Here is a 25,478-nt window from a genome sequence, read left to right as displayed (position 1 = left end):
CGCTGATCGGGCATCAGCTGAGCACCAGAGCGGCCAAGCCGAGGTGGATGCCACCGGTCACGTACGACAGGCCGCGGTCTCGGCGCGGGGTGCCGCGGAGCCAGCCGGCGAGTGCGGCGCCGACGAGCGCGTAGCAGAGGTCGAAGGCGAGGGCGATGGCCAGGAAGACCGCGCCGATTACGAGCATGCGGGTGCGGGTCTGCGCGGAGGTCAGGCCGGTGGGCACGAATTGCGGGAGGAAGGCCAGGAAGAACAGGACGACCTTGGGGTTGAGCACGTTGACGAGGACGGCGTCGCGATAGAGCCGGCGCCGATCGGGACGGTCTTCGGCGTCGTCCGCCTCCACGGCGGAGGAGGGCGGGCGGCGGAGCAGCGCTCGTACGCCCAGGCAGGCGAGGTAGCCGGCGCCCGTGTAGCGCAGGACGGCGAAGGCGAGGGGATGGTCGGTGATGACGGTCGCCAGTCCGCAGACGGCGACGAGGATGTGCAGGAGGGTGCCGGTCTCCACTCCGAGGGCCGAGACGACGCCGGCCCGCCGTCCGTCCTGCACGCTGCGCGTGATGATGTAGATCAGGTTGGGTCCGGGCACCGCCACCAGGACGAGCGTGGCGAGCGCGAAGGCGGCGAGTGAGTTCATCCGCGTTCCAGTGCCGTGTGCAACAGGCCCAGGGGCGGGGCGCCGAGGTCGAACAGTGCGTTGTGGAAGCGACGGAGCGAGAAGGCGCTGCCCCAACGGGCCATGGCTTGCTCGCGCAGGTCGCGGATGGCGAACTTGCCCCAGGTGTAGCGACCGTAGGTGGGGTCGAACAGCCCGCGCTCGGCCTCGTGCAGGGCTGCAGGCCCGGACAGCGAGACGTCCTGGGTGAACCGGGCGGCCGCGTCCGACAGGGTCATCGCTCCCGTGTGGAGGCCGATGGCGCAGGCGAATCGGGTGACCCGGCGGAGCGCGTCCTGGGCGACCGCGACCGCGACGCGCGGGTCGCCGTCTCGGAAGCCCTGCTCCAGGGCCAGCTCCTCGCAGTAGTGGGCCCAGCCCTCGATGAAGGCGTCCGAGTGAAGCGTGCGGCGGACATCGGTCGTGGCCCGGCGAAGCGCCCTGCCGTGGCTGGCGTGTCCGGGTGCCACCTCGTGGATGGCCATGTTGGGCATCAGGGTCCGGTTGAAGCCCGTCGACAGCCACTGGTCGCTCTCCGCCCTCGTCCACCCGGTGTCCGGGAGGGAAACGCGGACGGCGCTGGGCACGTCGGCCTCGTAGGGCGCGGATGCGAACAGGCCCGCCAGCGCCCGGCGCTGGGACTCCGGCATCGGCAGGACATCCACCTCGACATCGTGGTGGGGCACCAGATCGTGCCGGGCGGTCCAGGCGACCGTCTCGTCGACGAGCGCCGCGAACTCGCCCAACAGGCCGTCGGCGTCGGGGTGGTCGGCCTGCAGAGCCCGTACGGTATCGGCGGGCGCGGCCGTCGGGTCGACGCGGCGCAGCGATCCGTCGAGCAACGCACGCAGGCGGTCCCGTTCCGCATCCACCCGGGCGGACAACGCGGTGAGGTCGACGGTGCGGGCTTCGGCCGCACCGAGGAGCCGGGCGAGAGCGGGCCCGCCGAGCGCCGCTGACGGCGTCCCCTGGACGGCGGCCCGCTCCAGGTGGGCCACGAAGCGGGCGTGTGCCCGGCCGGCGGCGGCGTGGACCGGCCCGCCCCGGGGGTCGAGGAAGGCGGCCAGACCACGGGCGAGCCGCAGCGTGGCATCGGCCAGCGGCGCGGGGACCCGGTCCAGTGCCTCGACCGCCGCGTCCGGCCACCGGGCCAGGTGGGCCGACCGAGCCGCGTCCCGTTCGTTCTCGGGCGCGTACGGGCGGTCATAGCCGGTCAGGTCCAGGTTCTCGATGTGCCACAGGGGATTGCTGCGGTGCAGTTCGAGTTCGCCGAAGCGGACCCGGAGGGCTTCCTCCGCGGCCGCCGCGTGTGCCTCGTCGTGCAGGTCCGCATAGGGCTCGGTGCCGGCGGGGCCGCCGAGCGCGGCGAGGCCGCGTCGTACGCCGTCCGGCGACAGGTCCTGGACGGTTCCGTCGTACTCGTGCCGTCCCGCGCCGTCCCGCGCCGCGAAGACGGAGAGGTCGCAGACGGCAGCCAGCCGTGGATCAAGAGGTGAGGTGGAAGTCATGCCGTTAGCCTCGCGTGACGGCAGCTCGTGCTCCCGTGCCAATGGAGGGGAATGTGGACCGGAACCGTGAAGCGCCCGAGCTGGACGAGCTGATCGACCTGCTGAGCGACTGGAGTGCGGGCGAGGGACCGCTGTACCAGCGGCTCACCGACGCGTTCGGCCGGGCCGTGCGGTCGGGGGACCTGCGCGTCGGCGACCGCCTCCCGTCCGAGCGGCGGCTCGCCGACGCCCTCTCGGTCAGCCGGGCGACGGTGGTCGCCGCGTTCGACGTACTGCGCGGGTCGGGCCTGGTCGAGACGCGTCGGGGCAGCGGTACGCGGGTGTCAGGAGAAGCGGCCGGCCGCCGGGTGCCGACGGACGGGCGGGTGCGCGGCGGCCGGGCCACCGCGGTGGTCCAACGGCTGATCACCCAACCGCCGGACGTCATCTCGCTGGGGCAGGCGGCCGAGGGCGGTGGTCCGGATCTGGCCCGGGCACTGCTCCGGCTGGTACGCGAAGACCTGCCTGGCCTGGTCCGCGAGGCGGGCTACCACCCGGCAGGGCTGCCCGCGCTGCGGGCGGCGATCGCCGCCCACCACACCGGGCACGGCCTGCCGACGGTGCCCGAGCAGGTGGTGGTGACCACCGGTGCCACCCAAGCGGTCGCCCTGAGCGCCCAGCTGTACCTCGGGCGCGGGACCACCGCCCTCGTGGAATCCCCGGGCTGGCCGGGCTGCCTGGACGTCTTCAGAGCCGCAGGCGCCCGGCTGGTCGGCGTCGCGGTCGACTCCGACGGGGTCCGGATCGACCGGCTCGCCACCGCGCTCGCCGAACACCGGCCCGCGCTGCTCTACCTCATGCCGACCTACCACAACCCCACGGGCAGCCTGATGTCCGCTGGCCGCCGTCACCGGGTGGCCGAGCTCGCCGCCGAACACGGCGTCCCCGTCCTGGAGGACAGCGCCCACGAGGCGGCCCTCGCCCCCGGTCAGGCTCCCCCGCCGATCGCCGCCCACTCCGCCCGGGGAACCGTGCTGACAGTGGGCTCGCTGACCAAGGCCGTATGGGGCGGCCTGCGGATCGGCTGGCTCCGCGCACCCCAGGACATCGTGGCCCGCCTGGCCCGGCTCAAGGCGCTGGGCGACCTCGGCAGCCCGCTCCTGGACCAAGCCCTCGCCGCCCGGCTCCTCCCCGCGCTACCGGCCCTCGCGCCCGAGCGGGCTCGCATCCGCAGCGAGCAGCTCGCCACCATGACCCGGCTCCTCGCCGAACGGCTTCCGGACTGGAGCTGGCAGGAACCGCGAGGAGGCTCCGTCCTGTGGATCCGACTGCCCCCGGGCACGGACGCCCGGATCTACGCCCAGGTGGCACTGCGCCACGGCGCGGAGGTCATCCCGGGCGTCGCCATGGATCCCACGGGCGCCCACGACAGCTACATCCGCCTCCCCTTCTCCTTCGCCGCGCAGACCTCGGCAGAACTGGTCGGCCGCCTCTCGGCGGCCTGGGCCGAACTGTCCCGCAGCGGTGGCCGCGGGCGCCACGGCCTGTCGGCGGGCGGAGCCCCGGACAGCTGAGGCTCGTCGCTCGTGGACCTGGCGCTCGCGCCGGCGATCCCGGGCCGGATGCGCTCGGAGCGGGTCATGCGCAAGCCCGTCCCGGTGTCGTGGATCTGCCACCGCAGGGCGGCCGGCCGACCGAGCACGGTGGCGAGTTCGTCTTCGGCGATCCGGCCGCTCGGGGCGAGGCCACTGTGGTGACGCAGACCAGCACCACCCGGTACGGGACGGCGACCGTGCAGGCGTGGGGCCCGTAAAGGCAGCCGGAGTCGTTGCATTCCGGGACCGCCCATGTGAGGCGTGCCACTGTCCGGGGGCTTCGGGTCCGGCATGCGTGATCATGACCGGATGGACGCTCGTTTCCTTGGCATCTCCGAGCTGGTCGAAGCCCCGTCTGTGGCGGTCGTGGTCGACGTCATGCGTGCTTTCACGGTGGCTGCATGGGCCTTTGCCCAGGGGGCGGAAAAGATCGTTCTTGCTGAGTCGCTGAACGAAGCCCTGGCGCTCAAGGCTCGCCACCCGGATTGGGCAGCACTCAAAGACGGTCCGCCGGCGCCCGGGTTCGACGCCGTCAACTCGCCGGGCCTGCTGCGGTCCATTGACCTTGGCGGACGGACCGTTGTGCAGAAGACCACGGCAGGGACGGTCGGCGCCCTTGCGGTCAAGGAGGCGCCGCTGGTGCTGTGCGCCGGCTTCGTGGTGGCGGAGGCAACCGCTCGGATCTTGCGGACACGCGAGTGTGACAGTGTCACGTTCGTGGTCACTGGCGACGATGGGCATGCCGATGAAGATCTGGCGTGCGCTCAGTACATCGCCCGGAGGGCCACCGAGACGGGGACGGATGCAGCCGAGTTCCTCCGCCGGGCCGGCGAGTCGCGCGCCGCCGCCGAGCTGGCGGAGGGCGTGCGCCAAGGAGCCCATCCTGATGACGTCGCGTTCTGTCTTGAACTCGACCGGTTCCCCTTCGCCATGGTGGCGGCCTTGGAGGACTCGCTCATGGTCCTCCGCCCGTGCGCCGCGCCCTCGCTGACCGGCGAGGCTTCGATCTGATCGCTGGTGAGGTCCGGCCCTCGCCTGCGTGTCGTTTGACGAGGCCGACGGGCCGCATTCCGACCACGGCAAGGCCACTCGGAGGCGGCCCCTGGTCAGGTGAGTACTCCCCCACCTCCACGAGCAGGACTTGGCCTACGTCGCAGTCCTGCACGCGCGCCAGACCTCATCCCCATCCGCACCCCGCCCAGCCCCACCCGACTCCACGACCTGCGCGGCAGGTCCGGCAGGTCCGGCAGGTCCGGCAGGACTTCGCGTACGACCTCCGGGTCTCCTCGCGGCAGGGCCGAAGCGGAGCGGTCAGTCGACGGTGGGCCAGTCCCAGCCGAGCTGGAGGAAGAGGCCGAGGCGGTCCGAGACGCCGCGTATCTCGGTGATGCGGCCATCGGCGATGGTGAAGACGAAGATCGCCTCGTTCTCGAAGTCGCGGCCCGTGGGCACGGGCATGCGGGGGTGCGCCCCGGAGCTGGTGCCGCGCTGGGTGATGCGGGCTACGACCTTGTCGCCTTCGGCGATCAGCTCGTCGACCCTGGCGTGGTAGGGCTTCAGCGCCTGGAGCTGCATGGCGATGGCGGCGAAGGCGGCGCCCGGCTCGTCCGGTTCACCGTGAATGATCTTGTTGTGGTCCACCACGTCGGCCGCCAGATAGTCGCGGAGGCCGGCGAGGCGGCCCTCGTTGAGCGCGGCGAAGAAGCCGTTGACCAGCTGCTTGTTCTGTCGGGCATCCATCCCGAACCCCTCTCTCTTACGGCGTAAGGGTGCGTTGGCTGCTACTCTCGCCTTACACCGTAAGAAAGTCAAGGAGCCGTTGATGGAACCGACCAGCAGACGGGCCGGGCTGACCCGGCAGAAGGTGCTGCGCGCGGCCCTGGACCTCGTCGACCGCGACGGCATCGAGAAGCTGTCCATGCGCCGGCTCGGGGCGGAACTCGGCGTCGAGGCCATGACGCTCTACCACCACGTGCCCAACAAGGCCGCCCTGCTGGACGGCCTGGTCGAGCTGGTGACCTCGACCGTACGGCCGGACAACGGAGGACCGGCCGACCAGTGGCCCCAGCGGCTCCGGTCCTTCGCCGTCGCCTACCGGGCCGAGCTGCTGCGGCATCCCGGGGTGATCGCGCTGGTCGCCACCCGGCCCGTCCGCTCCGCCGCCGCCCTGCGGGTGGCCGAGGACACCGCGGCGGCACTCGGACGCGCCGGTTTCCCTCCGGTCGACGCACTGCGCATCGTCAACTCCGTCGCGACGCTGGTGACCGGGCACTGCCTGGCCGAAGCCGCGAGCACCCCCGGGCACCCCGAACAGGACACGGAGGACGCTCCCGACCTTGCAGGGTTCCCGGTGCTGGCGGCCGCCGTCGCGGGAGGGCTCGGTACGCCCGAGGACCACCAGGCCCGGTTCGAACTCGCCCTCGACGCGCTCCTGGACGGCCTCTCACGCCGCTGACCGCCCGCGGTTCAATGCCCGAGCGGAAAGACGGCCGACGGGTGGTCAGGCGCGGTCGCCCGTCCGAACTACCCGCGAGCGGGAGCGGCCCTGGCATCGCGCCCGGATCCTGCGCGAGTACGCGAGGCCGGGACCGCGGCACCGGCTCTACGGGCGGTGGGGCACGTCCTCGTCCGGGCGGCCCGGGCCCGACTCGGCGGGACCGAGGGAGCGTACGACGCGAGCCGGGTTCCCGACGGCGAGGACGCCCGCCGGGAGGTCCTTGACGACCACGGAGCCGGCGCCGACCACGGTGTCGTCGCCGATGGTGACGCCGGGGCAGACGATGGTGCCGCCACCCAGCCACACGTTGTCGCCGAGGGTCACCGGCAGGCCGCGCTCCCACCCTGCCCGCCTGGCGGCGGGGTCCAGGGGGTGCGTGGGGGTCAACAGCTGGACGTTCGGGCCGATCTGGGTGTCCGCGCCGATGGTGATCGGCGCGGTGTCGAGGAAGACCGCGCCGAAGTTGACGAACGTACCCGCGCCGATCCGGATGTTGCGGCCGAAGTCGCAGTGGAAGGGTGCTCGGATCCGGACCCCTTCACCCACCGAGCCGAGCAGTTCCCGCAGGATCGCATCACGCTGTTCGGACGACAGCGCGACCGGCGCGCTGTTGTACTGCGCGCACAGCCCGACCCGGCGCAGGGTGTCGGATGCGAGTTCGGGATCGTCGGGGAGGAACCACTCACCGGCCTCCATGCGCCGCTGGTTCTCTCCCACGCGGGTGACCTCCGTTCCGCGGCGCATACACCTGGCGCCTGCGCCTGCGCCTTCAGCTGCACGTACGGTCCACGCTCTCCGAGCAACGGACGGCGGTCAAGACCGACCCGGTGGTCACACAGCCCCCGCTCCACCGGGATTCCGTTCCCGCCCGAAGCCGTTACGCACCCCTACGGAGGGGGTCGGCCGGAAAGCGGAACGTGACGGTTGAGCATCTGCCGGCGGAATGCACTCCTTCCCGGCGGACCCGGAGCGCGGGTGGGCCTACCGCGCAGGACAGTGGGTGGCATGACGTACGACGCAGGGCTGGCTCAGCGGATCCGGGAGCGGCTCGGTGAGCAGCCCGCCCTCACCGAGAAGCGGATGTTCGGCGGTCTCGCCTTCCTGCTGCACGGCAGGACAGGCGCCCGGCGCACATCCGGCGCATCGCCGGGACAACGCAGGGGCACTGAGGTCAGCACTGCGCCGGCATGGGTCCCGGCAGGGACGATTCCACCCGGTCACATCTGGGAATCGCTCGCTAGCCTGGAGAGATGGGCGGTGACATCGTGACGCTGTGCCTCGCCGGGGACGTCATGCTCGGCCGCGGCGTCGACCAGATCCTTCCGCACCCTGGTGAACCTTCCCTGCCGGAGGCGTACGTCACCGACGCCCGCACGTACGTCGAGCTGGCGGAGGCAGCGAACGGCACGATTCCGCGTCCGGCGGCTTTCTCCTGGCCCTGGGGAGAAGCGCTGGCCGCCCTCGACGCAGCCGCGCCGGACGCCCGGATCCTCAACCTGGAGACGTCCGTCACCCAGAGCGACGACATCGCCCCCGGTAAATCGGTTCACTACCGGATGCACCCGGCCAACCTGCCGTGCCTGGCCGCCGCCCGTCCCGACGTCTGCAGCCTCGCCAACAACCATGTCCTGGACTACGGCCGTCGCGGGCTCGCCGAAACCCTCGACTCGCTAGCCGCCGCAGGACTGCGGGCGGCGGGAGCGGGCCGCGACCTCGATGAGGCGCGGCGGCCCGTGGTCGTCTCCCTTCCCGGACACCGGCGCGTGCTGGTCTTCTCTTTGGGCATGGCGTCGAGCGGCATCCCCCACACGTGGGCGGCCACTGCGGACCGGAGCGGAATCGACTTCTCCGACGAGGCCTCGCATGCGGCCGCGGCCGAGGTGGTCGGCCGCATCCGGCGGGTGAAACGCCCCGGTGACCTCGTGGTCGTTTCGATCCACTGGGGTTCCAACTGGGGCTACGCCGTCCCGCGCGATCAGATCCGCTTCGCACACGCACTCGTCGACGGCGGGGCGGACGCCGTGCACGGGCACTCCTCGCACCATCCGCGCCCGGTCGAGGTGTACCGGGGGCATCCGGTCCTGTACGGCTGCGGCGACCTGATCGACGACTACGAGGGCATCGGCGGCAACGAGCAGTACAGGGACGATCTGCGACTGCTGTACTTCGTCTCGCTGGAGCCGGACACCGGCCGGCTCGACCACGCCCGCCTCGTCCCCCTGCAAGCCCACCAGATGCGCCTGCGACACGCCGCGCGCAAGGACGCCGAGTGGCTCCACGGGGTTCTCGCCCGCACCAGCCGCACCTTCGGCACCCACATCACCCTCGACCCGGAGGGGACCCTCATGGTCCACCCACCGCAACCAGGTGCACCCGGCCGCACTCAGCGCGATCCGATCACCTCATGACCGGGCGCTGACGCCTGGCACCCGACACCGGCCATCGCCTCGACGACAGCCGGGTTCACGGCGCCGGCCGGAGCCCGGAGCCGCCGGCCCTCCGGCGCCTCCCCGGTATCACCGCCGGCCGGCACCGGCTGCCCCACCTCTCGGGACCGTGCTCAGGAGTTCACCTCCTGCAGGTAGTCGGAGTTCTCGAAGAGCCACTCGATGGTTCCGTACAGATCCAGCAGGATGTCCGCACGCTCCTCCACGAGCAGCACCAAGATCTTCCACTCCCGCTGTGCCCGCTGATTCGTACCGGAGGCTGCCCCCGCACACTGCACCCGGATGTCCCTGAGGTGCTCCTGGTGCGTGCTGAGGCTCTGCAGGACCGTGTCCCTGTCCATCGCGGTCTGGCTCCCGAAATCCTGTGCAAGACCTCCGAGATAGGAACCGTAGGAGCGCAGGCGGCTGGACACGCGCCCGGAGCGGACGGAGCCGAACTCGGCCGGTCCGACGGCCTGGAACCTCTCCCGCAGCCCGGCGACCTGCCCTTCTCGTGGCACAGGGTGGCGACCAGCTGCTCCACCGCGTTGCCTTCGTCGGCGGTTCCTGTACGGCTCGCGGGCTCCGCCCGGACTGCCACGGGCTCCCCGCCCCCCGGGCTCTCCCGCGTCTGCCGCAGGGGCTCCCTCAGGGACTGGAGGTTCGCCAGTCCGGCGTCGACGTCGAGGGCGCCGCCGATCACACGGCGCAGCTTCCCTGTGTGTGCGAAGAGAAGCGCATCGAGGAGGGCGTCGGCCTCACCGTTGTCGTCCCACTGATCACTCATTCGAAGCACCTGCCTCGTTCCGGCCGGCTTCCGCGACGAGCAGAAGGTCCTTCAACCTCGCCCGTCCGCGCTTGGCATTCGTGCGCAGGGCCGCCTCGGTCTTCCCCGTGAAGTCCGCGATCTCCGCGTACTCGAACTCGTCCAGCTGCCACGCCAGGACCTCCCGCTGCGCCGGCGAAAGCTGCTGGATCGCATGCACGATGCGACGCTGGGCCTCAGTCAGCATCACCTCGAGGATCGGGCACGTTCCCCCGGGTCGGTCGGGCACCGGATCCGTGGGCGACTCCCGGTGATGGGCCTGACGGAGGTAATTCGTCCATGCGACCTTCCTGAGGTAGGCGGCCGGATACTCGATCGTCCGCAATCGGTCCGGAAGGAGCGCGATGAACGCCTCGTGCGCCGCATCGGCGGCCTCGTAGGGCGTTGCACCCCGATAGATCAGGTGCACGGTCACGGCACGCATCTCCTTGTCTTGGACGGGGTTCGCCGGCCCCGGGGGAACGGCGGGAAGTGGCTCCACCCCTCGAACGGGCCATCGAAGGCTCACCCCGGCCACAGACGGCCCCTTCTCGCAGGTTGAGCTTGTGCGCGGGCCACCCGTCGGCCCGGCAGTCGAACGCTTGGCGGAGCCACTTCTCACCGTTGGCGTGGGGCCGCTGGACCCCGTCGCAGACAGTTCCGCCGGAGGGCCACCGCAATCCCCGCGCACGCCCTCACCCACGAACACATGGACGCCCTCCACACGTTCCTGCTGCGACGCATCGGCCACCTCCTCGCAGTTCACCCACCCCGCACCGAGGAGCACCGGGCTGCCGATGCCCTGCACAGAGCGGTAAAGATCACCTGGGGCGAACTCGAAGACTGCTACGACTTCCTCCACCGAGGCGAGGAGGACATGGAAGTCGAACTCGGCGAAACCTGGGACCGCCTGCGCCTGTTCAGCCGCTCCTGGAACGGCACACCGGACTACGACGAAAGCCTCTGGCCCCCGATCCGCTACGCCCACCTGCTCTTCACCGCCACCCCGATGGACCACGAAGAGAGGCCACGACACACCAGTCCCTGAGACGGTGTCCTATGTGGTGAGGCGGACGAGCCGCTTGTGGCAGCAGATGGCGGCGGCGAGGCCGAGAAAGGCCAGGCAGTTGCGGGGGGGACGTTCATAGCGGTGGCTGAGTCGGTGTCCGCCCACAGCAGCTTCTCCTGCTCGGCGAGGACGTCGGGCTATGAGCGTCCCGGTGTCGACGGCCAGGCCCGAGCCCAGAGCGACCTTCAGAGGCCTTGAGGCGTGGGCGCCGAAGCCCGCCTGGGTCGATCACAACGCGGCCAGGAACCGGGCATGCAGGAGGCGTACGGCCGGTGAGTGCTCGTCGGGGCGGGTGACGAGGCCGAGCCGGGCGTGTGCGGCGGCGTCGGTGAGCGGGACGGCCCGCAGGCCGGAGCCCTGCGCGGAGGAGGCGCTGAGGACGGCGACGCCCGCGCCTCGCTCGGCGAGACGGAGCAGCGCCGCCGGGGAGCTGGCGTCCAGCTCCACGCGCGGGTCGAGGCCGAGTCGGCGGCAGGAGTCTTCGTAGGCGGCGCGGATGCCGGTGCCCCGGGGTAGGCAGAGGATCTTCTCTCCCCGGAGGGCGATGAGGGGAAGTTCCGCCCGGTCGAGGGGGTGCCCGGCCGGAACGACGGCGGCGATCGGCTCGTCGATGACGACGCTCGCCTGCAGGCCGGTGGCTGCCTGGCCCGTGTAGCCGACCAGGGCCAGGTCGAGGGAACCGGAGAGGACCTGGGACTGCAGGTCGTCGGAGTCGCTCTCGTGCAGGCTGAGTTCGATGCCAGGGTGGGTGCGGCCGAGGTCGGCGAGGGTGTCCAGGAAGGACGGGATGGAGCAGCCCGTGATCATGCCTATCCGGACGCGGCCGCGGACGGCCTCGGCGAACTCGGCGGCGGTGTGCCGGATGGCGTCGAGGGTGGCGAGCGCGTTCTTCGCGAGGGGTAGTACGGCCTCGCCGGCCGGGGTGAGGCGCACGTGACGGCCGGAGCGGTCGAAGAGCCGCTGACCCAGCTCACGTTCCAACTTCGCCACCTGGGTGCTGATGCCGGACTGGCTGACGTGCAGGCGGTGGGCCGCGCCGGTGAACGTGCCCTCGTCCACGACGGCGGCGAAGTAGCGCAGCTGATGCATCTCCATATCTGATGATGATAGATCGGATCGGATTCATCTGTTGGACGGATGAATGGCGTCTGGGCAGGATGGAGGCATGACGACGACGAAGACCGCACGAGAGCTTGCCGAGACCTACTTCTCCGCGTGGGAGGCGGGCGACTTCGAGACGATGCGCGGGCTGCTGGCCGAAGACGTTGACTTCGTCGGGGCGCTGGGAACGGCGCAGGGGACGGAGGAGGCTCTGGCCGGGCTCAAGGGTCTCGGGCAGGTACTGGAGAAGATCGACGTGAAAGTGCGGGTCGCGGAGGGCGACGAGGTGATCACCTGGTTCGATCTGTGCACCGCCATCGCGCCGCCCGCGCCGACGGCGAACTGGATGCACGTCGCGGGTGGAAAGATCGTCCGGATCCGGGTGACGTTCGACCCGCGCGGGCTCCTGGATGGATTCGCGAAGTCGAGCTGAACGGGAGTGAGCGCGCCTCCTGGCCGGCTGTCATCGGCAGCCAGGCAGGGGGCGCGCAAGGGCCAGCTCCCAGCTACCCAGCATGACCGTCCACGGGACCGGGACGACACCGGTCCTGGTGGAAGCAGGCTGATGTCGCAGCGCTGACGGACGTGATGCAGTCCTTCCGCGCGACGCCCGGCTTCCCGCCCGGCCACAACGCCGTGATGCCCGCAACCGACGACAGCCGGCAGGCTACGACGCACTCGTGGACCTGACGCTCGTGGCCTCGGCGCTCGCGGGTGACCGCGCTGAACTGGGTGGGCCAGGTCGCGGGCGGTGATCAGATGCGACCGGTTGCCGCACCGTACGCCTCTCCAGCGGACGCAGGCGTGGTGCCCTGACCTTCGGGACGCGGCGACGTAGAGTCGAGAGATGTGATCAACGGAGCGCATGTCATCCTCTACAGCCGCGATGCAGAAGCGGACCGAGCCTTCCTGCGGGACATTCTCGGTGCGAAGAGCGTCGACACCGGCGGTGGCTGGCTCGTCCTGCAGCTGCCGCCCGCTGAGGTGGCTGTCCATCCGACGGACACGGACCAGAAGCACGAGCTCAACTTCATGTGCGACAACGTCGAGGCGACTGTTGCCGAGCTGAAAGACAAGGGCGTGGAGTTCACCGCACCGGTCAGTGAGCAGCGGTGGGGCAAACTCACCGCCTTCCGGCTGCCCGGCGGTGGTGAGGTGGGGCTGTACGAGCCCCTGCATCCGACCGCGTACGATCTCTAGCTGCGACCGTCCACATTCACCGGGTTGCGGGACTGGCTGCGCACAGCGAGCCCGTCATGAGCGACGTCCATGTGGTTCTCCCCGCACATGCGTCCCCCGGAACACCCGCGGGACAGAAAATGGACATGCCTGCGCGGAGCGTTTCAGCGGAGCGATCGAGGCGTCTTGCAGATCAGCCGCGGTCCTCCCATTGCGCCGTGCAGAACCGGGCCTCGCTCACCACGGTGTCCCCGGCTCTAGCTGGCCCCCGAGTCAGTACCTGTAACACGGCTCGTCAGTTGACTGCACCGACTCAGTGAACGGCTCAGTGGTGGCGGCACGTCGGGCTGCCCGACGTTCCAGAGCCTTGTTCGTGAACGCGCCCTGCCCGAAACCGTGCTTGGGCCTCCCGGTCGCGATGCACGGGGAAACCTGAGGAAGCCGAGACGCAACGGTGACGTCAGCAGCGAAGGATGGGGCATGTCCGTTCCCGACCCAGGCGGTGAGTTCCTGTGGTTGCCCACCACGTGAATGAGTCGGCGGATGCCAAGGTGCCTGGCGAGCCCTCCCCCGTACATCGTTTGCCGGCTCTGCCCGGCGATCACAAGCCGACGAGTGAGCACACTCCCAGCCGCCTGGCCGGAGAGCTGGCGTCCGTTCTCCCGCCGAGTCACTTCCCCGGGCCCTACAGTGCGGCGGGTGCCGAAGCCAGGGCCCGTGAGATCGACGCTCAGGTGCAGACCGACCCCTTCATGCCCATCGCCCAGCTTCAGCGGCTGTTGCGCGAACGCGACGAGCTCCTGCCCTTGATCGACTCACCACCGCGGGTCTCCGACGCGAGGCCCGCATCCACGGGACTCGCGGGCGGGCTCCGGCTCGACGCCGGGGCACGCTGGGCGCCGGTGGAGCTGATCGGCCTGACGGGCGCAGTTCCTCTGGCGGCAGGCATGACGATGGTGCCGATCGGCACCGGGCCGCCGCCGGTTCCGCCCTCGGTGCTCTTCCCCGAGCTGGCGGCCCCCATAGCCGAGGCCGGCACCGCCGTCGGCGCCGCTGAGGCCGGTGGCGCGGCGCTGGGCGCGGCCGAGATCGGAACGGCCGCAGCGGGCGCGGAGCTGGGTACCGCGGCGGCCGCGGCCGGCGGAACCTCCCTGGTGCCCGTGGTCGGCTGGGTGGTGGCCGGCGTGATCGTCATCGGCGTCGTCGGCTACTTGGTGTACCGGCACTGTTCGACGTCGGTGGCGGTGCCCGCCCGGCCACCGGAGCCGGTGCACGCTCCCGGAGCGCCAGGCGGCGGTCCGGTCTCTCTGCCCGGCGCCCCTCCGGCGTCCGGCCCCGTTTCGGCCCCCGGAGCAGCAGCCCCCGGCGCCGTGTCGCTGCCCGGCGCGCGAACGGGTGGACCGGCCACGTTCCCCGGTGTCCCGCACACCGGGGACCTGGTACTGGCCTCGCGGGCCCCGACCAACCGCACCGACTTCACCGGTCCCCATGCCCGGGACGACGCGTTGCGACGCGCCCGCGAACTGGCCCGCAGCCTCATCAACGGCGACCTCGAAGTACTGGAGAACGTCGATGTGTTCCGGACGCCGGAGGAGAACGGGCATGTCACCTACTACCGTCGGGTGGGGTCCACCGCCCACATGCGAGGAGCTGAGCCGTGGGGCAACATCGTGGCCATCGTCGAGCACAAGGCCGACCCGACCCAGCCGCCCCACTTCCATGTCGTACGGCCGCCCTTCAGCGGCAAGCGGATCGAGCACGGCGGCGAGTACTACGAACCCTTCGCCGGTACGGGCGATCAGCACCTGACGTACTGGCTCCCGGGCACCGCCCCACCGCGTTGACACCGCCGCATCCAGCCGGGCCGGGGACGCCGACGGGGCGGCGTGCACCGACGCGGTGTCGGAGTACGCCGCCCTCGGGCGGGACGAGCTGCGGGAGGCGGTCCGCGTGCGCTCAGGCCAGTGGCTCGGCGACGAGCTCAATCACGTCTGCGGGTCCCGCTCGGAACGCCGGACTGGCCGCGTCGGCCTCGATCATGTGCGGGGTGGCATCGTGTGCGGCGAGCGCCGACTTCGACGACCACTCTTCGATGAGAACGAAACGGTCGGGATCGCCGCTCACTTGGTGCAAGTCGTATTGCAGGCATCCGTCTTCGGCCCGCACGATGGGCGCGAGGCGCTCGTATGCGTCGATTTGCTCCTGCCCGCGACCCGGAAGAGCCGTGATCAGGATGACGAGGCGTATCGGCTGTGACATGCGCCGAATCCTAGATCGACAAGCTGGCGGCAGCGAGGCACTTTCCCGCGAGTGCACCCGGCATGCCGGGCGGGAGCCGAGATATTCCGTGCAGTGCCGGTCGGTGGACGTGCAGACTCACCCCATGGCAGACATGTGGGCGTTCCGGGACGCGGTCAGCCGCTGGGCGGCCGGCGGTCCCGGAGGACCGGCGAGTGATCTGGCTGTGCAACTGGGGCTGCGGACGGCGGTGCTGCTGGAAGGACCCAGTGACCTCGCGGCCGTCGAGGCGATGGCCGCACGGCGTGACCGGGACCTTGCCGCCGAAGGGGTGTGCGTGGTGCCGATGGGCGGGGCGATGAACGTCGGCCGCTACGCCGGCCTTCTCGGGCCGCCCGGTCTTGGCCTGCGCCTGACAGGACTGTGCGACGAGCGCGAGCAGCGCTACTACGACCGCGGCCTGCAGCGGGCCCAGGCGCCATGCCCGGGCTTCTTCGTGTGCGTGGCGGATCTGGAGGACGAGCTCATCCGCGCGCTGGGAACGGCGAGGGTCGAGGAGATCATCCGGGCCGAGGGCGACCTGCGTGCCTGGCAGACCTTCCTGCGCCAGCCCGCACGCCACGGCCGGCCCCTGCAGCAGCAGTTGCGGCGCTTCCTCGGCACGAAGAAGGGCCGCAAGATCCGGTACGGCCGTCTCCTGGTGGAGGCCCTCAACCCCGGAGAGGTACCGGCCCCGCTCGACAGCCTCCTCACGAGCCTGTGACCAACGCCGGACGCCCCGCCACTTCCACTCGGCGCTCCCCGCATGTCCGACGACATCGACCAGCGCGGCATCGGTCTCCTCGCCCCCGTTTGGCACCTCCTCGACCTCACCCCGGCCGGCCACGGTCGACGGCACCTTGGCCCGGGCCCCGTTTGCCATGCGGAGCCCCGTCTCAGTCGGCGGCGGAGCCCGGATCGTCGAGTTCGTGCAGCCCCGCCGGGTCCTCGTCGACCAGTACCTTCCCGGTCGCGGTGACGAAGCGCTGGGCGTGGCCCCGGTGGACGCAGAGGAGTTGGTCGCGGGTGCCGGTCCGGTCCCGGTGCACGGCCAGTGCCGGACCGTATTTGCTGTTGTGGTCGGCCATCTCGATGTCCGTGGTCCATCGGGTGCCGTCGAAGGCGGACCACCACAGTTGCTGGCGGGCGGGGTCGCGGTGGACGCACATCAGTTTGCCGTCGAAGACGGCCAGGCCGATGTTGCTCCGGGTACGGTGCCCGGGCAGTGCGCCCTCGGAGGTCCAGGTGGTGCCGCGCAGGCGGGTCCAGTGGATCGCCCCGTCCTTGGGGTTGCCGTGCAGCAGGTGGAGGGCGCCGTCGTACACGGCGAGCGCCGGGGACCTCGTGGTGGCGCAGCCGGGGACGGGTTCGGGGGTCGTCCAGCTGCGGCCGTCCCGGCTGGTGGTGACCATGATGCGCTGGGCGGCGTCGGCGTAGGCGAGGTGGAGGGTGTCGTGGAAGACGGCCAGCGCCGGGCCGTAGACGCTCTCGGCGTTCGGGACCGGCTGGTCCGGGCTCCAGGTGCTGCCGTCGTACGAGGTCAGCGCCATGCTCCAGTCGCCCGAGCCGCCGCGGTGCGCGCAGTACAGCCGGTCCTGGAACACGGCCAGGGCCGGGCTGCCCAGGGTGTGGTGGGCGGGGAACGGCCGGTCCTCGGACCAACTCCCGTCCGCGTGATGCGCGGTCCACCACAGGCCGGGGTCATCGCCCCGGCCCTCGTAGACGCAGTACAGGTCATCGCGGAAGACGGCCAGGGCAGGGGTTTCGGAGGCGTAGCGGGTCGTGAACGGGGTTTCGGCTCCCCAGCCCGCGCCCGGTGCGAACACGCTGAACCACAGGCCGGTCTCGCGCGGCGCCGCGTCGAGGGCCCGGGGGGCGAGGAGGGTGGGTACGGCCCACGGCGAGAGCAGCTCGCACCCGGCGCCCCGGGCGGCCTCCCGGATCCGTTCGGCACGTCCGGCGAGCCGCGCGCCGACGGCTTCGGCGAGGGCCTCGGGCAGGGCCCCGGCGAGCACGTCCTCCACCAGGCCGGGGAATCCGCTGCCGGGCCCGGTGTCGTCGGGGGCCACGAGGCCGTCGACGGCCCGCTGGTCGAGGCGGAGGGCGAAGCCCCACTCCAGCAGGCGGACGGAGACGGCTGCCCCCGCCTCGGCGAGTTCCTCGCCCGCCCGTTCTGCGCGTTCCACGGCCTTGGCCGACGGGGTGTCCGCGCCGAGGTCCGGTGCCGTGCTGTTCTCCCGCCCGGGGGCGGTGCCTTCGATCGCCATGGTGTCTTCCTGACTGCAGGGCCGCGGGCGGGCCGGCCCGCCTTCCGCGCGGTGCGCGGGCGAACCGTCCGGACGCGCGGACATGGACGCTTGCGGCCCGCTCCCGGCGAGGTCTGCGCCGGTCTGCGGGCTTCCCAACGGTTCACCGGTCGTGCCGGTGCGGACAAGTGGGCGGTCGGCTGCCTGCCGTCGGCAAGCGCGCACCTGGGTCGTGTGTGCGCGGTGCGCTGACGTGCGGGGTGCGCTGACGGAGAAGGTGCGCCGGGCCTCGGACCGGTGGGGCGGGGCGGGGACCGGGGACGTCGTGGCAGGGCCTGTTCCGGATTCAGGGGAGGTCTGCGGGAACGGGTGGCCGCCGTGGCCGCGCGGTGTGCGGCAGCGGGTGGATCCGGTCGCCCGCTCTGATCGTCCCGCCGCGGACCACTTCGGCCCGCAGCCCGCCGCGGTGCAGCAGGCCTCGGATCAGGCCGGGGCGGACCAGTTGTTCGAGGCGGGCGCAGGGTTCGCTGAGTTTGAGGCCGCGCAGGATCACCGCGCCGATCTGGAACTCGTGGTCCACCAGCGGGTTGAGCCGGATGTCGCGGCAGACGAGGTTGCGGCGGCATTCGGCGGGGGTGAGCGTGATGCCGTGTTCGTGGGCCAGGGCGTCGAGGGCCTCTGCCTCGATGAGGGTGACGTCGCAGACCCCGGACGCCCGGCCGGTCCCCCGGCGGCGGGGCCTGGGGCCCTCACCCGCCCAGTAGTTGCGGTCCCCTGCCAGGCCGCGGCCGGTCACCGCGCGAGCCTGCGCGACGCAGAAGGTGGGCTCGCCGGTGTGCGCGGCGAGGTGCAGGGAGGTGACCCGGCCGGGTCCGGGCGGCGGCGAGGTCTGCGCCATGGGCGGTTCACCCCTTCAGGAAGTGGTCCGTGAGGGAGCGGAGGGTACGGAACTGGTTCACGTCGATCTGGTCGAGCTGTAGTTCCCGGCCGATCAGGTCCTCCAGCAGCAGGATGAACTCCATGAAGCCGAGCGAGTCGATCAGCCGGTTCTCGATCAGGTCGAGGTCCTCCGGGATCTCCTCGACGGTGGGGTTGCGTTCGCGCAGCCAGTCCACGACCGGCTTGGTCACGTCGTCCATGGTCACCTCTCCTCGGTCCGGTGCAGCTCTTGGGGCTTGCTCGTGCGCGCGGCGGTGACGTTCGCGGGGGCCGGGGAGGCTGCGCGGGGCCGGCGGGCGCTCTCGTATTCCCGGCGGACCCGGGCGACGGTGACTGCGGCCGGGTGCCGGTCGGTGACGCGGGTGCAGGACCGGCCGCAGTACATGGCCATCTCCTCGATGCGTCCGGTGGTGACGTCACCCGGGGCCGCCGCGCTGTAGCGCGGTACCGGGTACTTCCGGCCGTCCACCCGGGTGGTGGCGATGAAGGTGGCCGGGGCGCGGTCCGTGGCGGTGGTGAGGGCGGTGCGCAGGACGCGGTGCGGGCGGTGCGGCCAGCCGATGTCGAAGAGAGAAGTGATGAGGGTGTCGTCGGCCACGGCCTCGACCACCCGCCGTTTGAACTCCGGGTGCGCGGTGGATTCCGCGGCCGGGACGAAGAGGGTTCCGGCCATGGCCCCGTCCGCGCCGCGCGCCACGGCGTCCGCGAGGTCCTTCCCGGTGGCGATCCCGCCGGCGACGGCCAGGACCGCATGTGGGTGGCGGGCCCGGACGGCGGCCAGCAGGAGGCCCACGGGCTGTCGGCCCAGCAGATGGCCGCCGGCTTCGGTGCCCTGGAGGACCAGGACGGCCGCGCCCTGCCCGAGGGCGGTGCCGGCGTCCGTGAGGGTGCCGACCTGGACCACCAGCGGGTGTCCGGCGGCCCGCACGGCCCGGGCCGCTTCGGCGTCGGGCAGCCCGAACGAGGTGACGAAGCCCCCGCGGGGCAGTTCGGGCAGGACGGCCCGGAGCTGGTCCAGACAGCCGGCCGGCCCGGTGACCTCGGGGACCACGTTCACCCCGAACGGGCGGGAGGTGGCGGCCGCCACCTCCCGGACCAGCCGGGCGGCCCGCGCGGGCGGCTCCTTGTACAGCGCGAGGGTGCCGCCCGCTCCGGCCCGGGACACCTCGGCGCACAGAGCGGGGCCGGCGACGGCGCCCATCCCGGCTTGCAGCAGCGGCAGTTCGAGCCCGAGCCGGTCGGCCAGCCGGGTCACGGGCACTCCCCCGCCTGCCGTACCGCGCGGTGCGCGGCGGCCAGGTCCCCTTCGAAGAGGTCAGCCAGGGCGTGTACCCAGCGTTCCAGGCCGAAGGCGACGCAGCCGGTGAAGGCCGGGCGGCCTGCGTGGCGAATGGCGCGGTGCTCGCCGAAGAAGTTGCGGTGGTTGTTGGTGGAGGCGATGGCGGTGCCGTCGGTGTGCAGGTACTCGTGCTTGACCGGGGCGAGCAGCTGCATGACGGTGCGGGCACCGTCCTTCCGGAAGAACGGGTCGGTGGCGGGCTGCCGGTCCAGGGTGAGGCCTAGGGCCGCGCCGAAAGCGGCGATCCGCTCCTGGTGCCGGTCGAGGTGGGCCCGTACGGCTTCGGCGGAGCCGACGCACACGATCTCCCTCATGGTGAACCCCCAGAGCCTGCGCAGCCCGTCGTGGTGGTCCTCGTTGCGGAAGCACTGCGCGGCGGTGGTGATCAGGACGGGGGTGTCGGCGCTGGTGCCGGTGAGGTGCAGGAAGCAGCCGTAGCAGGCCGCGGAGGGCAACAGGTGGGTGGCGTCGGCCAGCTCGGCCGCGGGCAGTGCGGTGGCCCCGGGCGGGGCTGCGGCGAGGGCGGCCAGCCGGTCGGGGCGGATCCGGGTGACCGCGCTGCCCAGGTGCGGGAAGTTGCGGAAGTAGTCGAGGGTCCGCAGGTCTTCGGCCCGCAGCAGCGGTGGGTAGCTCTGCTGCCGGGCTCCGGCCTCGGTGCCCCAGCGGGTGAACACCGCGTCCAGTGCGTCCTTCAGCAGAACGGCGGGTTCGTCGAGGGTGGCCAGTCCGTCCCGGACCGACCAGGTGGTTCCGGTGTTCCCGGTGGCGGTGGGGTCAGCGACCGGCATCGAACACCCCGATCCGGTTGAGGAAGTCGGTGGTCTTGTGCAGGACCTTGACGTGGGCGGCCTGCCGGGCGGGGTGGGCGAGCAGCCGCCGGCGCAGCGCGAAGCCGTCCGCGAGGCCCGCGTCCCGGTAGACGGCCGGGTTGTAGAAGGACTCCATGCTGGTGGTGAGGTAACGGCCGAGGTAGCTGCGCAGTTCGAGCCGGGCCATCTCGTCCAGGCCGCTGTCGAGGAGCCGCTCCCACAGCAGCTGCACCAGGCGGCGGCCGAAGGCGATGTGCCGGGACTCGTCCTGGTGGTGCAGCCGGTTGATGTGCCGGATGGTCGGGTGCAGCCGGCTGTCGGCGGCCAGGTGGACGTTGTAGTGGTCGACGATCTGCTCGAAGATCAGGATCCGGGCGAAGACGAGGAAGTTCTCGATGTCCGGGGCGCGTGGAGCTTCGGGCAGTTTGATCGACTTGTCGGGATAGATCTTGCCGGCGTACTTGAGGCAGAAGGTGGCGAAGAACCACATGTGGTCGTTCTCCTCACCGATGAAGTGGTGGAAGAACTCGGAGGGGAGCTCGAAGCCCGGCGTGTGGATGCGCCGGGTGACCTCGATGAGCAGTTCGCGTATGCCGTGCACGTTGAGGCTGTAGAAGTTGACGCTCTCCCACCGGCTCAGGGCCCGGAGCCGGGCAGGGCCCAGTTCGTCCATCAGCTCGGTGCCGTGCACGGAGAGAAGTTCGGGGGACATCCAGAGCCCGTCGGTGGGGATCGCGGGTGGCCAGTCGAAGGTGGTGAACGGGTTGTAGTAGTCCGCGGTGGCCTTGTCGGAGAGCCGGTCGAGCAGGTCCCTGAACTCGGTGCCGACGGCGGGGGCGGTGCCGGTCGCTCCGGCGGGCGGGGTGTTCTGGGGGCGCACGGGCGTCACTTCTTCCATCGGACGGCCGACAGCAGGGCACGGTGGAGTTCGGGGGTGGCCGCGGCCACGCAGGACCGCTGGTTGGTGATGCTCAGGTCGGTCAGGACGGTGTCGCCGAGCGGCTGTCCGTAGGCGTCGGTGATGACCGCCCCGGCCCTCTCGGCGAGGAAGACGGCCGCCGCGATGTCGTACGGGAACAGGTGCAGGACCCGGCCGTTGCCGGCGCGTTCGAACTCGGGCAGCAGCGCCGGGTCGTCGCGCAGCAGCCGGTTGCCGATGTCCACGTAGGCGTCGAGCTGGCCGGTGAGCAGCCGGGAGATGGACCAGGTGGCGCTGTTGAAGACGAAGACACCGCCGGTGTTGGCAGAGCGGTCGATGAGGTGGCCGTAGGCCTCGGTCATCAGACGGGCCGGGTGGCCGTTGAACTCCAGGGACCAGAACATCCGCGCGGGGTCGGTGGTGCGGGTCAGCGCCGGGACGGGGTGGTCGTATCCGTGCGCGGTGATGCCGGGCGTCGCCAGGTCCCCGTAGAGGTAGGCGCCCGTGCCCAGTTCCATCAGCAGCGCGTGCTCGACGTCGGCGATGCGGGGGCGCTGCGACATGCGGGCGACGGCGACCGAGACGGTGGCCGACTCCAGGCCGGCGACGGCGGGCCGGGTGCCGTCGATGGGGTCGACGACCAGCAGATGGGCCGGGTCCGTGCCGTGGTACTGCAGGCCGCGGTCCTCTGAGTAGACGGCGACGGGCAGATCGTGGCCGGCGACGTACTTCCAGACGGCCGCCTCCGCGACCTCGTCGAGGCCGAACTGGGCGTCCCCGCCCGGCGAGTGGCCCCGGACCAGACGACTGCCGGACCGGTGCCGGGCAGCCAGTACGGCCTCGCGGACGGCACTGGCGAGGCCGGTCACGTACTGCCGCACGGCCGCGGCGGGCGGAGGGCCGCCGCGCTCGGGGCCGGTCATGCGGCGGCCTCGGCGGCGAAGAGGGCTTCGAGCCGGTCGCAGAGCAGATCGGCCTCGGCGCGGGTGAGGATCAGCGGCGGGCGGATCTTGATCACGTTGCCCCGGCCGTAGCGGGAGGTGCGCAGGATCAGGCCGTGGTCCATGCCGCGCCGGGCCAGGGCCTGGGCCCGTTCGCTGTGCGGGCGTCCCCGGTCGTCGCCGATCTCGATCCCGATCATCAGGCCGAGACCGCGCACGTCCACGACGGCGGGGTGCCGGGCGGCCAGCGCGCGCAGCCGTTCCATGACGTGGGCGCCGACCTCCCGGACGTTCTCCAGGAAGCCGGGACGGCCGATCACGTCGAGGGTGGTGGCCGCCGCGGCGGCGGCGAGGACGTTGCCGCCGTAGGTGAAGGAGTGGTGGTCGCTGCTGAGCCCGGACATCCGCTCGTCGGCGACGATGGCCGCGATCTGCGCACCGGAGCCGCCGAGGCCCTTGGCGGTGGTCAGGATGTCGGGCCGGACCCCGTAGTGCTCGGCGGCGAACATCCGGCCGACCCGGCCTATGCCGGTCTGGATCTCGTCGAAGACGAGGACGATGCCCCGTTCGTCGCACAGGGCGCGCAGCGCGGGCAGGTAGCCGTCGGGGGGCACTATGTTGCCGCCGCTGCCGGAGACCGGTTCGACGACCACGCAGGCGACACTGCCGGAACTGGCGTGGTCGAGGAAGTCGTTGATGCGCTCGACGCAGAGCATGCCGCAGCTGTCGGGGCCGGCCTGGCGGTAGAAGCAGCGCAGGCAGTAGGGGTCGGGGACCTGGAGGACGCCGGGCATCAGGTGCGGGAAGGGAGCCTTGCGGAAGGACTCGCCCGACATGGTGGTCGTCATCATGGTCTGGCCGTGGTGGCTGCGGAACAGGGTGATGACGTCGCGGCGGCCGGTGGCGAGCTGTGCCATCTTGACCGCGCCCTCGTTGGCGGTGGAGCCGCCCGACACCTTGAGGTGAACCTTGGTCAGGTTCGGCGGGGTGACCTCGACCAGCCGCCGGACCAGCTCGTTGACGGGGGCGGTCTGGAAGGTCGAGGTGGTGTGCACCAGCCGCTCGGCCTGGTCGCGCATGGCCTTGACCACTTCGGAGTGCCCGTAGCCGAGGCTCAGGTTGAAGGTGCCGGACGCGCAGTCGAGGTACTCGTTGCCGTCGGTGTCGTACAGGTGGACGCCCTCGCCGTGGTCCATCTCGTACGCGCTGACCGGGTAGTACAGGTGGCTCTGTGCGTAGCTCAGGGCATCGCCGAGGACGTCGCTCCGGGCACCGTTTCGCGCGTCGCTCGGGGCATCGCGCCGGGCACGCATCAGGTCGGCCATGTGTCTCCTGTCGACTTCCGCCCCAAGGGCATGACGGACGGCGTATATCAAAATCTCCGGACAGTGGAATGGAGGTTCCCTCAGGAACTACGAGGCGGGAATTCACACATCCAGGACGAAGGTGAACGCGGCGTCCCATCCCTCAGACGTCTCCCGTACATCCATCAGACATTCTGGCCGGAAATACTTGTCAAGGTGGTTTCGGCGTTCGCCCGGGAAATACAGCATCGTGGTCAGCACGGCTCCGCCGGGCGGCTGCACCTTCACGTGCACGTGCCGCGTCCGGCCCGGGTACACGGCGGGCAGTACCGTCTCCAGCCGCCACTGCCCCTCGGCGTCCGCGAACTGGTGGCCGCGCAGCCGAAAACCGTCGCCGTCGTAGACCCCGTCCTCCCCGACCTGCCAGAAGTCGAGCAGGGTCCCCCCGATCGGCTTGCCCTCGGAGGTGCGCACGGCGCCATGCAGCAGCATTGGAGCGCCTCCTTCCACATCGCCCCGGAAGCTGGTCCTCAAGGGGGTGTCGGGCTTGTAGTACGGCCCTTCACGCAGGGCGGGCGTGGGCGGCGTCCCGTTGCAGCGAACGGTCGGCGTGAGCGCCTTCAGGACATTTTCCGGACTTCCGGTCTCCACTGAAGAATTCTCCCTTGGTCAAGGGGCTTTCACTGTGATCCACGCAGACTAACCGGCCTTCCCGATGCTGAGAAGAAGGCCATACATCGCCTCTTCGCCATTTATTCGACGTTTATTGCCAGGGCGGCGCGATCCGCACCGGCAGAAGTTGTCCCCTGTGAAAAGGGTGACGCACGGGCCGGATGGAAAAGAAGGGACAACGGGTGGCGCCCGCCCGGCGGGCCGCGGTCAGTACCGGTCTGTGGCGGCCCGGTGCAGCACGGCGCGGGTGCGGGCGAAGTAGGCCGGGTCGGGTGGTGCGGTGAGGATGTCCGCGAGCGCGAAGAGGTCCAGCGTCCGGCTGAGCCGCAACCAGTCCCCGGGCAGTCGGCCACTGCCGCCCCGGAAGCCCTCGACAAAGCCGGCGGTGAAGGAGGGCGGGTACTCGTGGGCGAAGCGCAGCATGTTCCCGACGTCGAAGAGCGGGGAGCCGCTGAACGCGAGCTCCCAGTCGAGCACGGCGGCCACCGCCCACTGCCCGGCCCGCCGCTCGACCAGGAGGTTCTTCGGGTTGAAGTCGCAGTGCACCAGGCTGCGTTCACCCGCCACGGCGGCAAGTGCCCGGGGCCCGCGGCCGGCAAGGGCGCGCAGTACTGCCGCATCCGTGCAGCTGAGCGGCCCGTCCGCGGCCGCGGTGGCCAGACAGCGGTCGACGAAACCGGGCAGGTCACCAAGAGGAGCCGCGTCGTCCGGGGCCGGAACCAGGGAAGAGTCACCGAAGGCGCCCGGTCGGGGCAGCCTGACCCGGCCGATCAGCGCCAGTACCGCGCCGACGGCCCGGCCCAGGTCCCGGGCTTCCCCTCTCGCCGGGCCGTCCGCGAGGACCTGGCTGAGCGGGATCCCGTCCACGAACCGGTAGAGCAGGGTGGGGCGGCCCGTGGCCCGACCGTGCGGATCGGACGCGACCACCGCGGTCACCGGGACGGTACGGGCCGCCGCCCGGACCAGGACGGCGACCTCCACCGCACAGGTGTTGCGCGGGACCCGGCTGCCACTGGGCCGGTAGCGGCGCAGCACGTAGCGCTCCGCGCCCGGCGCGCCGGCGGGCTGGGCCGTGAGCAGGGCCATGTCGTTGGTGAACCCGCCGGGCAGCGGCTCCACCTCGTGCAGGCAGGCCCCGGGCAGGGCGTGCCGGGTCAGCCAGGCGTGGGTGGCCGGGTCGAGGAGGCCCACCGGATCGGGGCGCGTCACACCGGCCAG

At 71.5% G+C, this 25,478-nt stretch carries 28 protein-coding genes and 1 pseudogene; 10 read left to right on the top strand and 19 right to left on the bottom strand.

What is annotated here, in order from left to right:
* Window positions 1-13: 13 nt before the first annotated feature.
* Together ABTY04_RS34045 and ABTY04_RS34040 are read right to left on the bottom strand one after the other, a co-directional pair.
* Window positions 14-637: a LysE family translocator gene (locus tag ABTY04_RS34045; protein WP_352217312.1), complete on the bottom strand. Its 624-nt coding sequence runs from the start codon at window positions 635-637 to the stop codon at window positions 14-16.
* A complete protein-coding gene (locus ABTY04_RS34040; RefSeq protein ID WP_352217311.1) occupies window positions 634-2,163 on the bottom strand; it encodes a DUF885 family protein in 1,530 nt (509 codons plus the stop codon). Before ABTY04_RS34040 ends, ABTY04_RS34045 begins: the two co-directional genes overlap by 4 nt.
* Before the next feature lie 53 nt (window positions 2,164-2,216).
* Between ABTY04_RS34040 and ABTY04_RS34035 the strand changes: the two genes are divergently transcribed.
* The 3 genes from ABTY04_RS34035 (at window position 2,217) to ABTY04_RS34025 (ending at window position 4,748) form a co-directional block, all read left to right on the top strand.
* On the top strand, window positions 2,217-3,716 hold the full coding sequence (locus tag ABTY04_RS34035) for an aminotransferase-like domain-containing protein (RefSeq protein ID WP_352217310.1): 1,500 nt from the start codon (window positions 2,217-2,219) through the stop codon (window positions 3,714-3,716).
* Between the two features lie 89 nt (window positions 3,717-3,805).
* Window positions 3,806-3,955, top strand: coding sequence for a hypothetical protein (locus ABTY04_RS34030; RefSeq protein WP_352217309.1), 150 nt, complete (start codon window positions 3,806-3,808; stop codon window positions 3,953-3,955).
* 91 nt (window positions 3,956-4,046) lie between these two features.
* Entirely contained in the window at window positions 4,047-4,748 is a 702-nt protein-coding gene (locus ABTY04_RS34025; RefSeq protein ID WP_352217308.1) for a 2-phosphosulfolactate phosphatase, read from the top strand.
* Window positions 4,749-5,048: 300 nt separating this feature from the next.
* Here the strand turns inward: ABTY04_RS34025 and ABTY04_RS34020 are convergent, their stop codons facing one another.
* A complete protein-coding gene (locus tag ABTY04_RS34020; RefSeq protein WP_352217307.1) occupies window positions 5,049-5,477 on the bottom strand; it encodes an ester cyclase in 429 nt (142 codons plus the stop codon).
* 82 nt (window positions 5,478-5,559) lie between these two features.
* Between ABTY04_RS34020 and ABTY04_RS34015 the strand changes: the two genes are divergently transcribed.
* Window positions 5,560-6,192, top strand: a complete 633-nt coding sequence (locus ABTY04_RS34015) for a TetR/AcrR family transcriptional regulator C-terminal domain-containing protein (RefSeq protein ID WP_352217306.1) — start codon at window positions 5,560-5,562, stop codon at window positions 6,190-6,192.
* A gap of 147 nt (window positions 6,193-6,339) precedes the next feature.
* On the opposite strand, the gene ABTY04_RS34010 is transcribed toward ABTY04_RS34015, so the two are convergent.
* Window positions 6,340-6,951 (bottom strand): sugar O-acetyltransferase, encoded by a 612-nt coding sequence (locus tag ABTY04_RS34010; RefSeq protein WP_352217305.1) that lies wholly within the window; start codon window positions 6,949-6,951, stop codon window positions 6,340-6,342.
* 533 nt (window positions 6,952-7,484) lie between these two features.
* On the opposite strand from ABTY04_RS34010, the gene ABTY04_RS34005 reads away from it, so the two are divergent.
* Window positions 7,485-8,642 carry a CapA family protein gene (locus ABTY04_RS34005; RefSeq protein WP_352217304.1) on the top strand — a complete coding sequence of 386 codons (1,158 nt, stop codon included), beginning with the start codon at window positions 7,485-7,487 and terminating at the stop codon, window positions 8,640-8,642.
* Window positions 8,643-8,794: 152 nt separating this feature from the next.
* On the opposite strand, the gene ABTY04_RS34000 is transcribed toward ABTY04_RS34005, so the two are convergent.
* Window positions 8,795-9,022 (bottom strand): hypothetical protein, encoded by a 228-nt coding sequence (locus tag ABTY04_RS34000; protein WP_352217303.1) that lies wholly within the window; start codon window positions 9,020-9,022, stop codon window positions 8,795-8,797.
* A gap of 417 nt (window positions 9,023-9,439) precedes the next feature.
* Entirely contained in the window at window positions 9,440-9,901 is a 462-nt protein-coding gene (locus ABTY04_RS33995; RefSeq protein WP_352217302.1) for an RNA polymerase sigma factor, read from the bottom strand.
* Window positions 9,902-10,174: 273 nt separating this feature from the next.
* Here ABTY04_RS33995 and ABTY04_RS33990 point away from each other — a divergent pair, with 273 nt between their 5' ends.
* Window positions 10,175-10,513: a hypothetical protein gene (locus ABTY04_RS33990; RefSeq protein ID WP_352217301.1), complete on the top strand. Its 339-nt coding sequence runs from the start codon at window positions 10,175-10,177 to the stop codon at window positions 10,511-10,513.
* 9 nt (window positions 10,514-10,522) lie between these two features.
* Here ABTY04_RS33990 and ABTY04_RS33985 read toward each other — a convergent pair.
* Both ABTY04_RS33985 and ABTY04_RS33980 read right to left on the bottom strand, forming a co-directional pair.
* Window positions 10,523-10,636, bottom strand: a pseudogene (locus ABTY04_RS33985) (IS5/IS1182 family transposase); the annotation flags it as partial.
* A 126-nt stretch (window positions 10,637-10,762) separates the two neighbouring features.
* Window positions 10,763-11,629, bottom strand: coding sequence for a LysR family transcriptional regulator (locus ABTY04_RS33980; RefSeq protein ID WP_352217300.1), 867 nt, complete (start codon window positions 11,627-11,629; stop codon window positions 10,763-10,765).
* A gap of 70 nt (window positions 11,630-11,699) precedes the next feature.
* On the opposite strand from ABTY04_RS33980, the gene ABTY04_RS33975 reads away from it, so the two are divergent.
* From ABTY04_RS33975 to ABTY04_RS33965, 3 genes are all read left to right on the top strand, one after another.
* Window positions 11,700-12,068, top strand: a complete 369-nt coding sequence (locus ABTY04_RS33975) for a nuclear transport factor 2 family protein (protein WP_352217299.1) — start codon at window positions 11,700-11,702, stop codon at window positions 12,066-12,068.
* Between the two features lie 416 nt (window positions 12,069-12,484).
* The gene (locus ABTY04_RS33970) at window positions 12,485-12,835 is read left to right on the top strand and encodes a VOC family protein (protein ID WP_352217298.1); all 351 of its coding nucleotides are present in this window, start codon (window positions 12,485-12,487) and stop codon (window positions 12,833-12,835) included.
* A 713-nt stretch (window positions 12,836-13,548) separates the two neighbouring features.
* The gene (locus tag ABTY04_RS33965) at window positions 13,549-14,658 is read left to right on the top strand and encodes a hypothetical protein (RefSeq protein ID WP_352217297.1); all 1,110 of its coding nucleotides are present in this window, start codon (window positions 13,549-13,551) and stop codon (window positions 14,656-14,658) included.
* Between the two features lie 112 nt (window positions 14,659-14,770).
* Here the strand turns inward: ABTY04_RS33965 and ABTY04_RS33960 are convergent, their stop codons facing one another.
* Window positions 14,771-15,073 (bottom strand): putative quinol monooxygenase, encoded by a 303-nt coding sequence (locus ABTY04_RS33960; RefSeq protein WP_352217296.1) that lies wholly within the window; start codon window positions 15,071-15,073, stop codon window positions 14,771-14,773.
* Between the two features lie 124 nt (window positions 15,074-15,197).
* Here ABTY04_RS33960 and ABTY04_RS33955 point away from each other — a divergent pair, with 124 nt between their 5' ends.
* On the top strand, window positions 15,198-15,815 hold the full coding sequence (locus ABTY04_RS33955) for a TOPRIM nucleotidyl transferase/hydrolase domain-containing protein (RefSeq protein ID WP_352217295.1): 618 nt from the start codon (window positions 15,198-15,200) through the stop codon (window positions 15,813-15,815).
* Between the two features lie 172 nt (window positions 15,816-15,987).
* Here ABTY04_RS33955 and ABTY04_RS33950 read toward each other — a convergent pair whose 3' ends face one another.
* The 10 genes from ABTY04_RS33950 to ABTY04_RS33905 all read right to left on the bottom strand — a co-directional run bounded on the left by ABTY04_RS33950 (window position 15,988) and on the right by ABTY04_RS33905 (window position 25,469).
* Entirely contained in the window at window positions 15,988-17,358 is a 1,371-nt protein-coding gene (locus ABTY04_RS33950; RefSeq protein ID WP_352217294.1) for a hypothetical protein, read from the bottom strand.
* A 325-nt stretch (window positions 17,359-17,683) separates the two neighbouring features.
* Window positions 17,684-18,235 (bottom strand): MOSC domain-containing protein, encoded by a 552-nt coding sequence (locus tag ABTY04_RS33945; protein ID WP_352217293.1) that lies wholly within the window; start codon window positions 18,233-18,235, stop codon window positions 17,684-17,686.
* Between the two features lie 7 nt (window positions 18,236-18,242).
* A complete protein-coding gene (locus tag ABTY04_RS33940; RefSeq protein ID WP_189747628.1) occupies window positions 18,243-18,476 on the bottom strand; it encodes an acyl carrier protein in 234 nt (77 codons plus the stop codon).
* A gap of 2 nt (window positions 18,477-18,478) precedes the next feature.
* The gene (locus ABTY04_RS33935) at window positions 18,479-19,531 is read right to left on the bottom strand and encodes an NAD(P)H-dependent flavin oxidoreductase (RefSeq protein WP_352217292.1); all 1,053 of its coding nucleotides are present in this window, start codon (window positions 19,529-19,531) and stop codon (window positions 18,479-18,481) included.
* Entirely contained in the window at window positions 19,528-20,403 is an 876-nt protein-coding gene (locus ABTY04_RS33930) for a class-II aminoacyl-tRNA synthetase family protein (RefSeq protein WP_352217291.1), read from the bottom strand. The genes ABTY04_RS33935 and ABTY04_RS33930 overlap by 4 nt, the downstream gene beginning before the upstream one ends.
* Window positions 20,390-21,304: a diiron oxygenase gene (locus ABTY04_RS33925; RefSeq protein ID WP_352217290.1), complete on the bottom strand. Its 915-nt coding sequence runs from the start codon at window positions 21,302-21,304 to the stop codon at window positions 20,390-20,392. The genes ABTY04_RS33930 and ABTY04_RS33925 overlap by 14 nt, the downstream gene beginning before the upstream one ends.
* A 5-nt stretch (window positions 21,305-21,309) precedes the next feature.
* On the bottom strand, window positions 21,310-22,266 hold the full coding sequence (locus ABTY04_RS33920; protein WP_352217289.1) for an inositol monophosphatase family protein: 957 nt from the start codon (window positions 22,264-22,266) through the stop codon (window positions 21,310-21,312).
* Complete coding sequence (locus tag ABTY04_RS33915) at window positions 22,263-23,609, bottom strand: aspartate aminotransferase family protein (RefSeq protein ID WP_352217288.1); 1,347 nt, start codon at window positions 23,607-23,609, stop codon at window positions 22,263-22,265. The genes ABTY04_RS33920 and ABTY04_RS33915 overlap by 4 nt, the downstream gene beginning before the upstream one ends.
* A 102-nt stretch (window positions 23,610-23,711) precedes the next feature.
* The gene (locus ABTY04_RS33910) at window positions 23,712-24,239 is read right to left on the bottom strand and encodes a dioxygenase family protein (protein ID WP_352217287.1); all 528 of its coding nucleotides are present in this window, start codon (window positions 24,237-24,239) and stop codon (window positions 23,712-23,714) included.
* Between the two features lie 228 nt (window positions 24,240-24,467).
* Window positions 24,468-25,469, bottom strand: a complete 1,002-nt coding sequence (locus tag ABTY04_RS33905) for a phosphotransferase (RefSeq protein ID WP_352217286.1) — start codon at window positions 25,467-25,469, stop codon at window positions 24,468-24,470.
* Between the last annotated feature and the right edge of the window lie 9 nt (window positions 25,470-25,478).

This window comes from Streptomyces sp. NPDC097981 (genome assembly GCF_040302565.1).
Classification (GTDB): Bacteria; Actinomycetota; Actinomycetes; order Streptomycetales; family Streptomycetaceae; genus Streptomyces.
The sequence above is the reverse complement of the archived record's forward strand: the minus strand, read 5'-3'. Positions and strand labels throughout refer to the sequence as shown.

What these genes read in the sequence shown, in the direction of transcription:
- ABTY04_RS33975 (WP_352217299.1), top strand. Translation starts at nt 11,700, where the DNA reads ATGACGACGACGAAGACCGCACGAGAGCTTGCCGAGACCTACTTCTCC.
- ABTY04_RS34040 (WP_352217311.1), bottom strand. Translation starts at nt 2,163, where the DNA reads ATGACTTCCACCTCACCTCTTGATCCACGGCTGGCTGCCGTCTGCGAC.
- ABTY04_RS34025 (WP_352217308.1), top strand. Translation starts at nt 4,047, where the DNA reads ATGGACGCTCGTTTCCTTGGCATCTCCGAGCTGGTCGAAGCCCCGTCT.
- ABTY04_RS33980 (WP_352217300.1), bottom strand. Translation starts at nt 11,629, where the DNA reads ATGGAGATGCATCAGCTGCGCTACTTCGCCGCCGTCGTGGACGAGGGC.
- ABTY04_RS33920 (WP_352217289.1), bottom strand. Translation starts at nt 22,266, where the DNA reads ATGACCGGCCCCGAGCGCGGCGGCCCTCCGCCCGCCGCGGCCGTGCGG.
- ABTY04_RS34005 (WP_352217304.1), top strand. Translation starts at nt 7,485, where the DNA reads ATGGGCGGTGACATCGTGACGCTGTGCCTCGCCGGGGACGTCATGCTC.
- ABTY04_RS34045 (WP_352217312.1), bottom strand. Translation starts at nt 637, where the DNA reads ATGAACTCACTCGCCGCCTTCGCGCTCGCCACGCTCGTCCTGGTGGCG.
- ABTY04_RS33940 (WP_189747628.1), bottom strand. Translation starts at nt 18,476, where the DNA reads ATGGACGACGTGACCAAGCCGGTCGTGGACTGGCTGCGCGAACGCAAC.
- ABTY04_RS33990 (WP_352217301.1), top strand. Translation starts at nt 10,175, where the DNA reads ATGGACGCCCTCCACACGTTCCTGCTGCGACGCATCGGCCACCTCCTC.
- ABTY04_RS34015 (WP_352217306.1), top strand. Translation starts at nt 5,560, where the DNA reads ATGGAACCGACCAGCAGACGGGCCGGGCTGACCCGGCAGAAGGTGCTG.
- ABTY04_RS34020 (WP_352217307.1), bottom strand. Translation starts at nt 5,477, where the DNA reads ATGGATGCCCGACAGAACAAGCAGCTGGTCAACGGCTTCTTCGCCGCG.
- ABTY04_RS34000 (WP_352217303.1), bottom strand. Translation starts at nt 9,022, where the DNA reads ATGGACAGGGACACGGTCCTGCAGAGCCTCAGCACGCACCAGGAGCAC.
- ABTY04_RS33945 (WP_352217293.1), bottom strand. Translation starts at nt 18,235, where the DNA reads ATGGCGCAGACCTCGCCGCCGCCCGGACCCGGCCGGGTCACCTCCCTG.
- ABTY04_RS33930 (WP_352217291.1), bottom strand. Translation starts at nt 20,403, where the DNA reads ATGCCGGTCGCTGACCCCACCGCCACCGGGAACACCGGAACCACCTGG.
- ABTY04_RS33950 (WP_352217294.1), bottom strand. Translation starts at nt 17,358, where the DNA reads ATGGCGATCGAAGGCACCGCCCCCGGGCGGGAGAACAGCACGGCACCG.
- ABTY04_RS33915 (WP_352217288.1), bottom strand. Translation starts at nt 23,609, where the DNA reads ATGGCCGACCTGATGCGTGCCCGGCGCGATGCCCCGAGCGACGCGCGA.
- ABTY04_RS33960 (WP_352217296.1), bottom strand. Translation starts at nt 15,073, where the DNA reads ATGTCACAGCCGATACGCCTCGTCATCCTGATCACGGCTCTTCCGGGT.
- ABTY04_RS33955 (WP_352217295.1), top strand. Translation starts at nt 15,198, where the DNA reads ATGGCAGACATGTGGGCGTTCCGGGACGCGGTCAGCCGCTGGGCGGCC.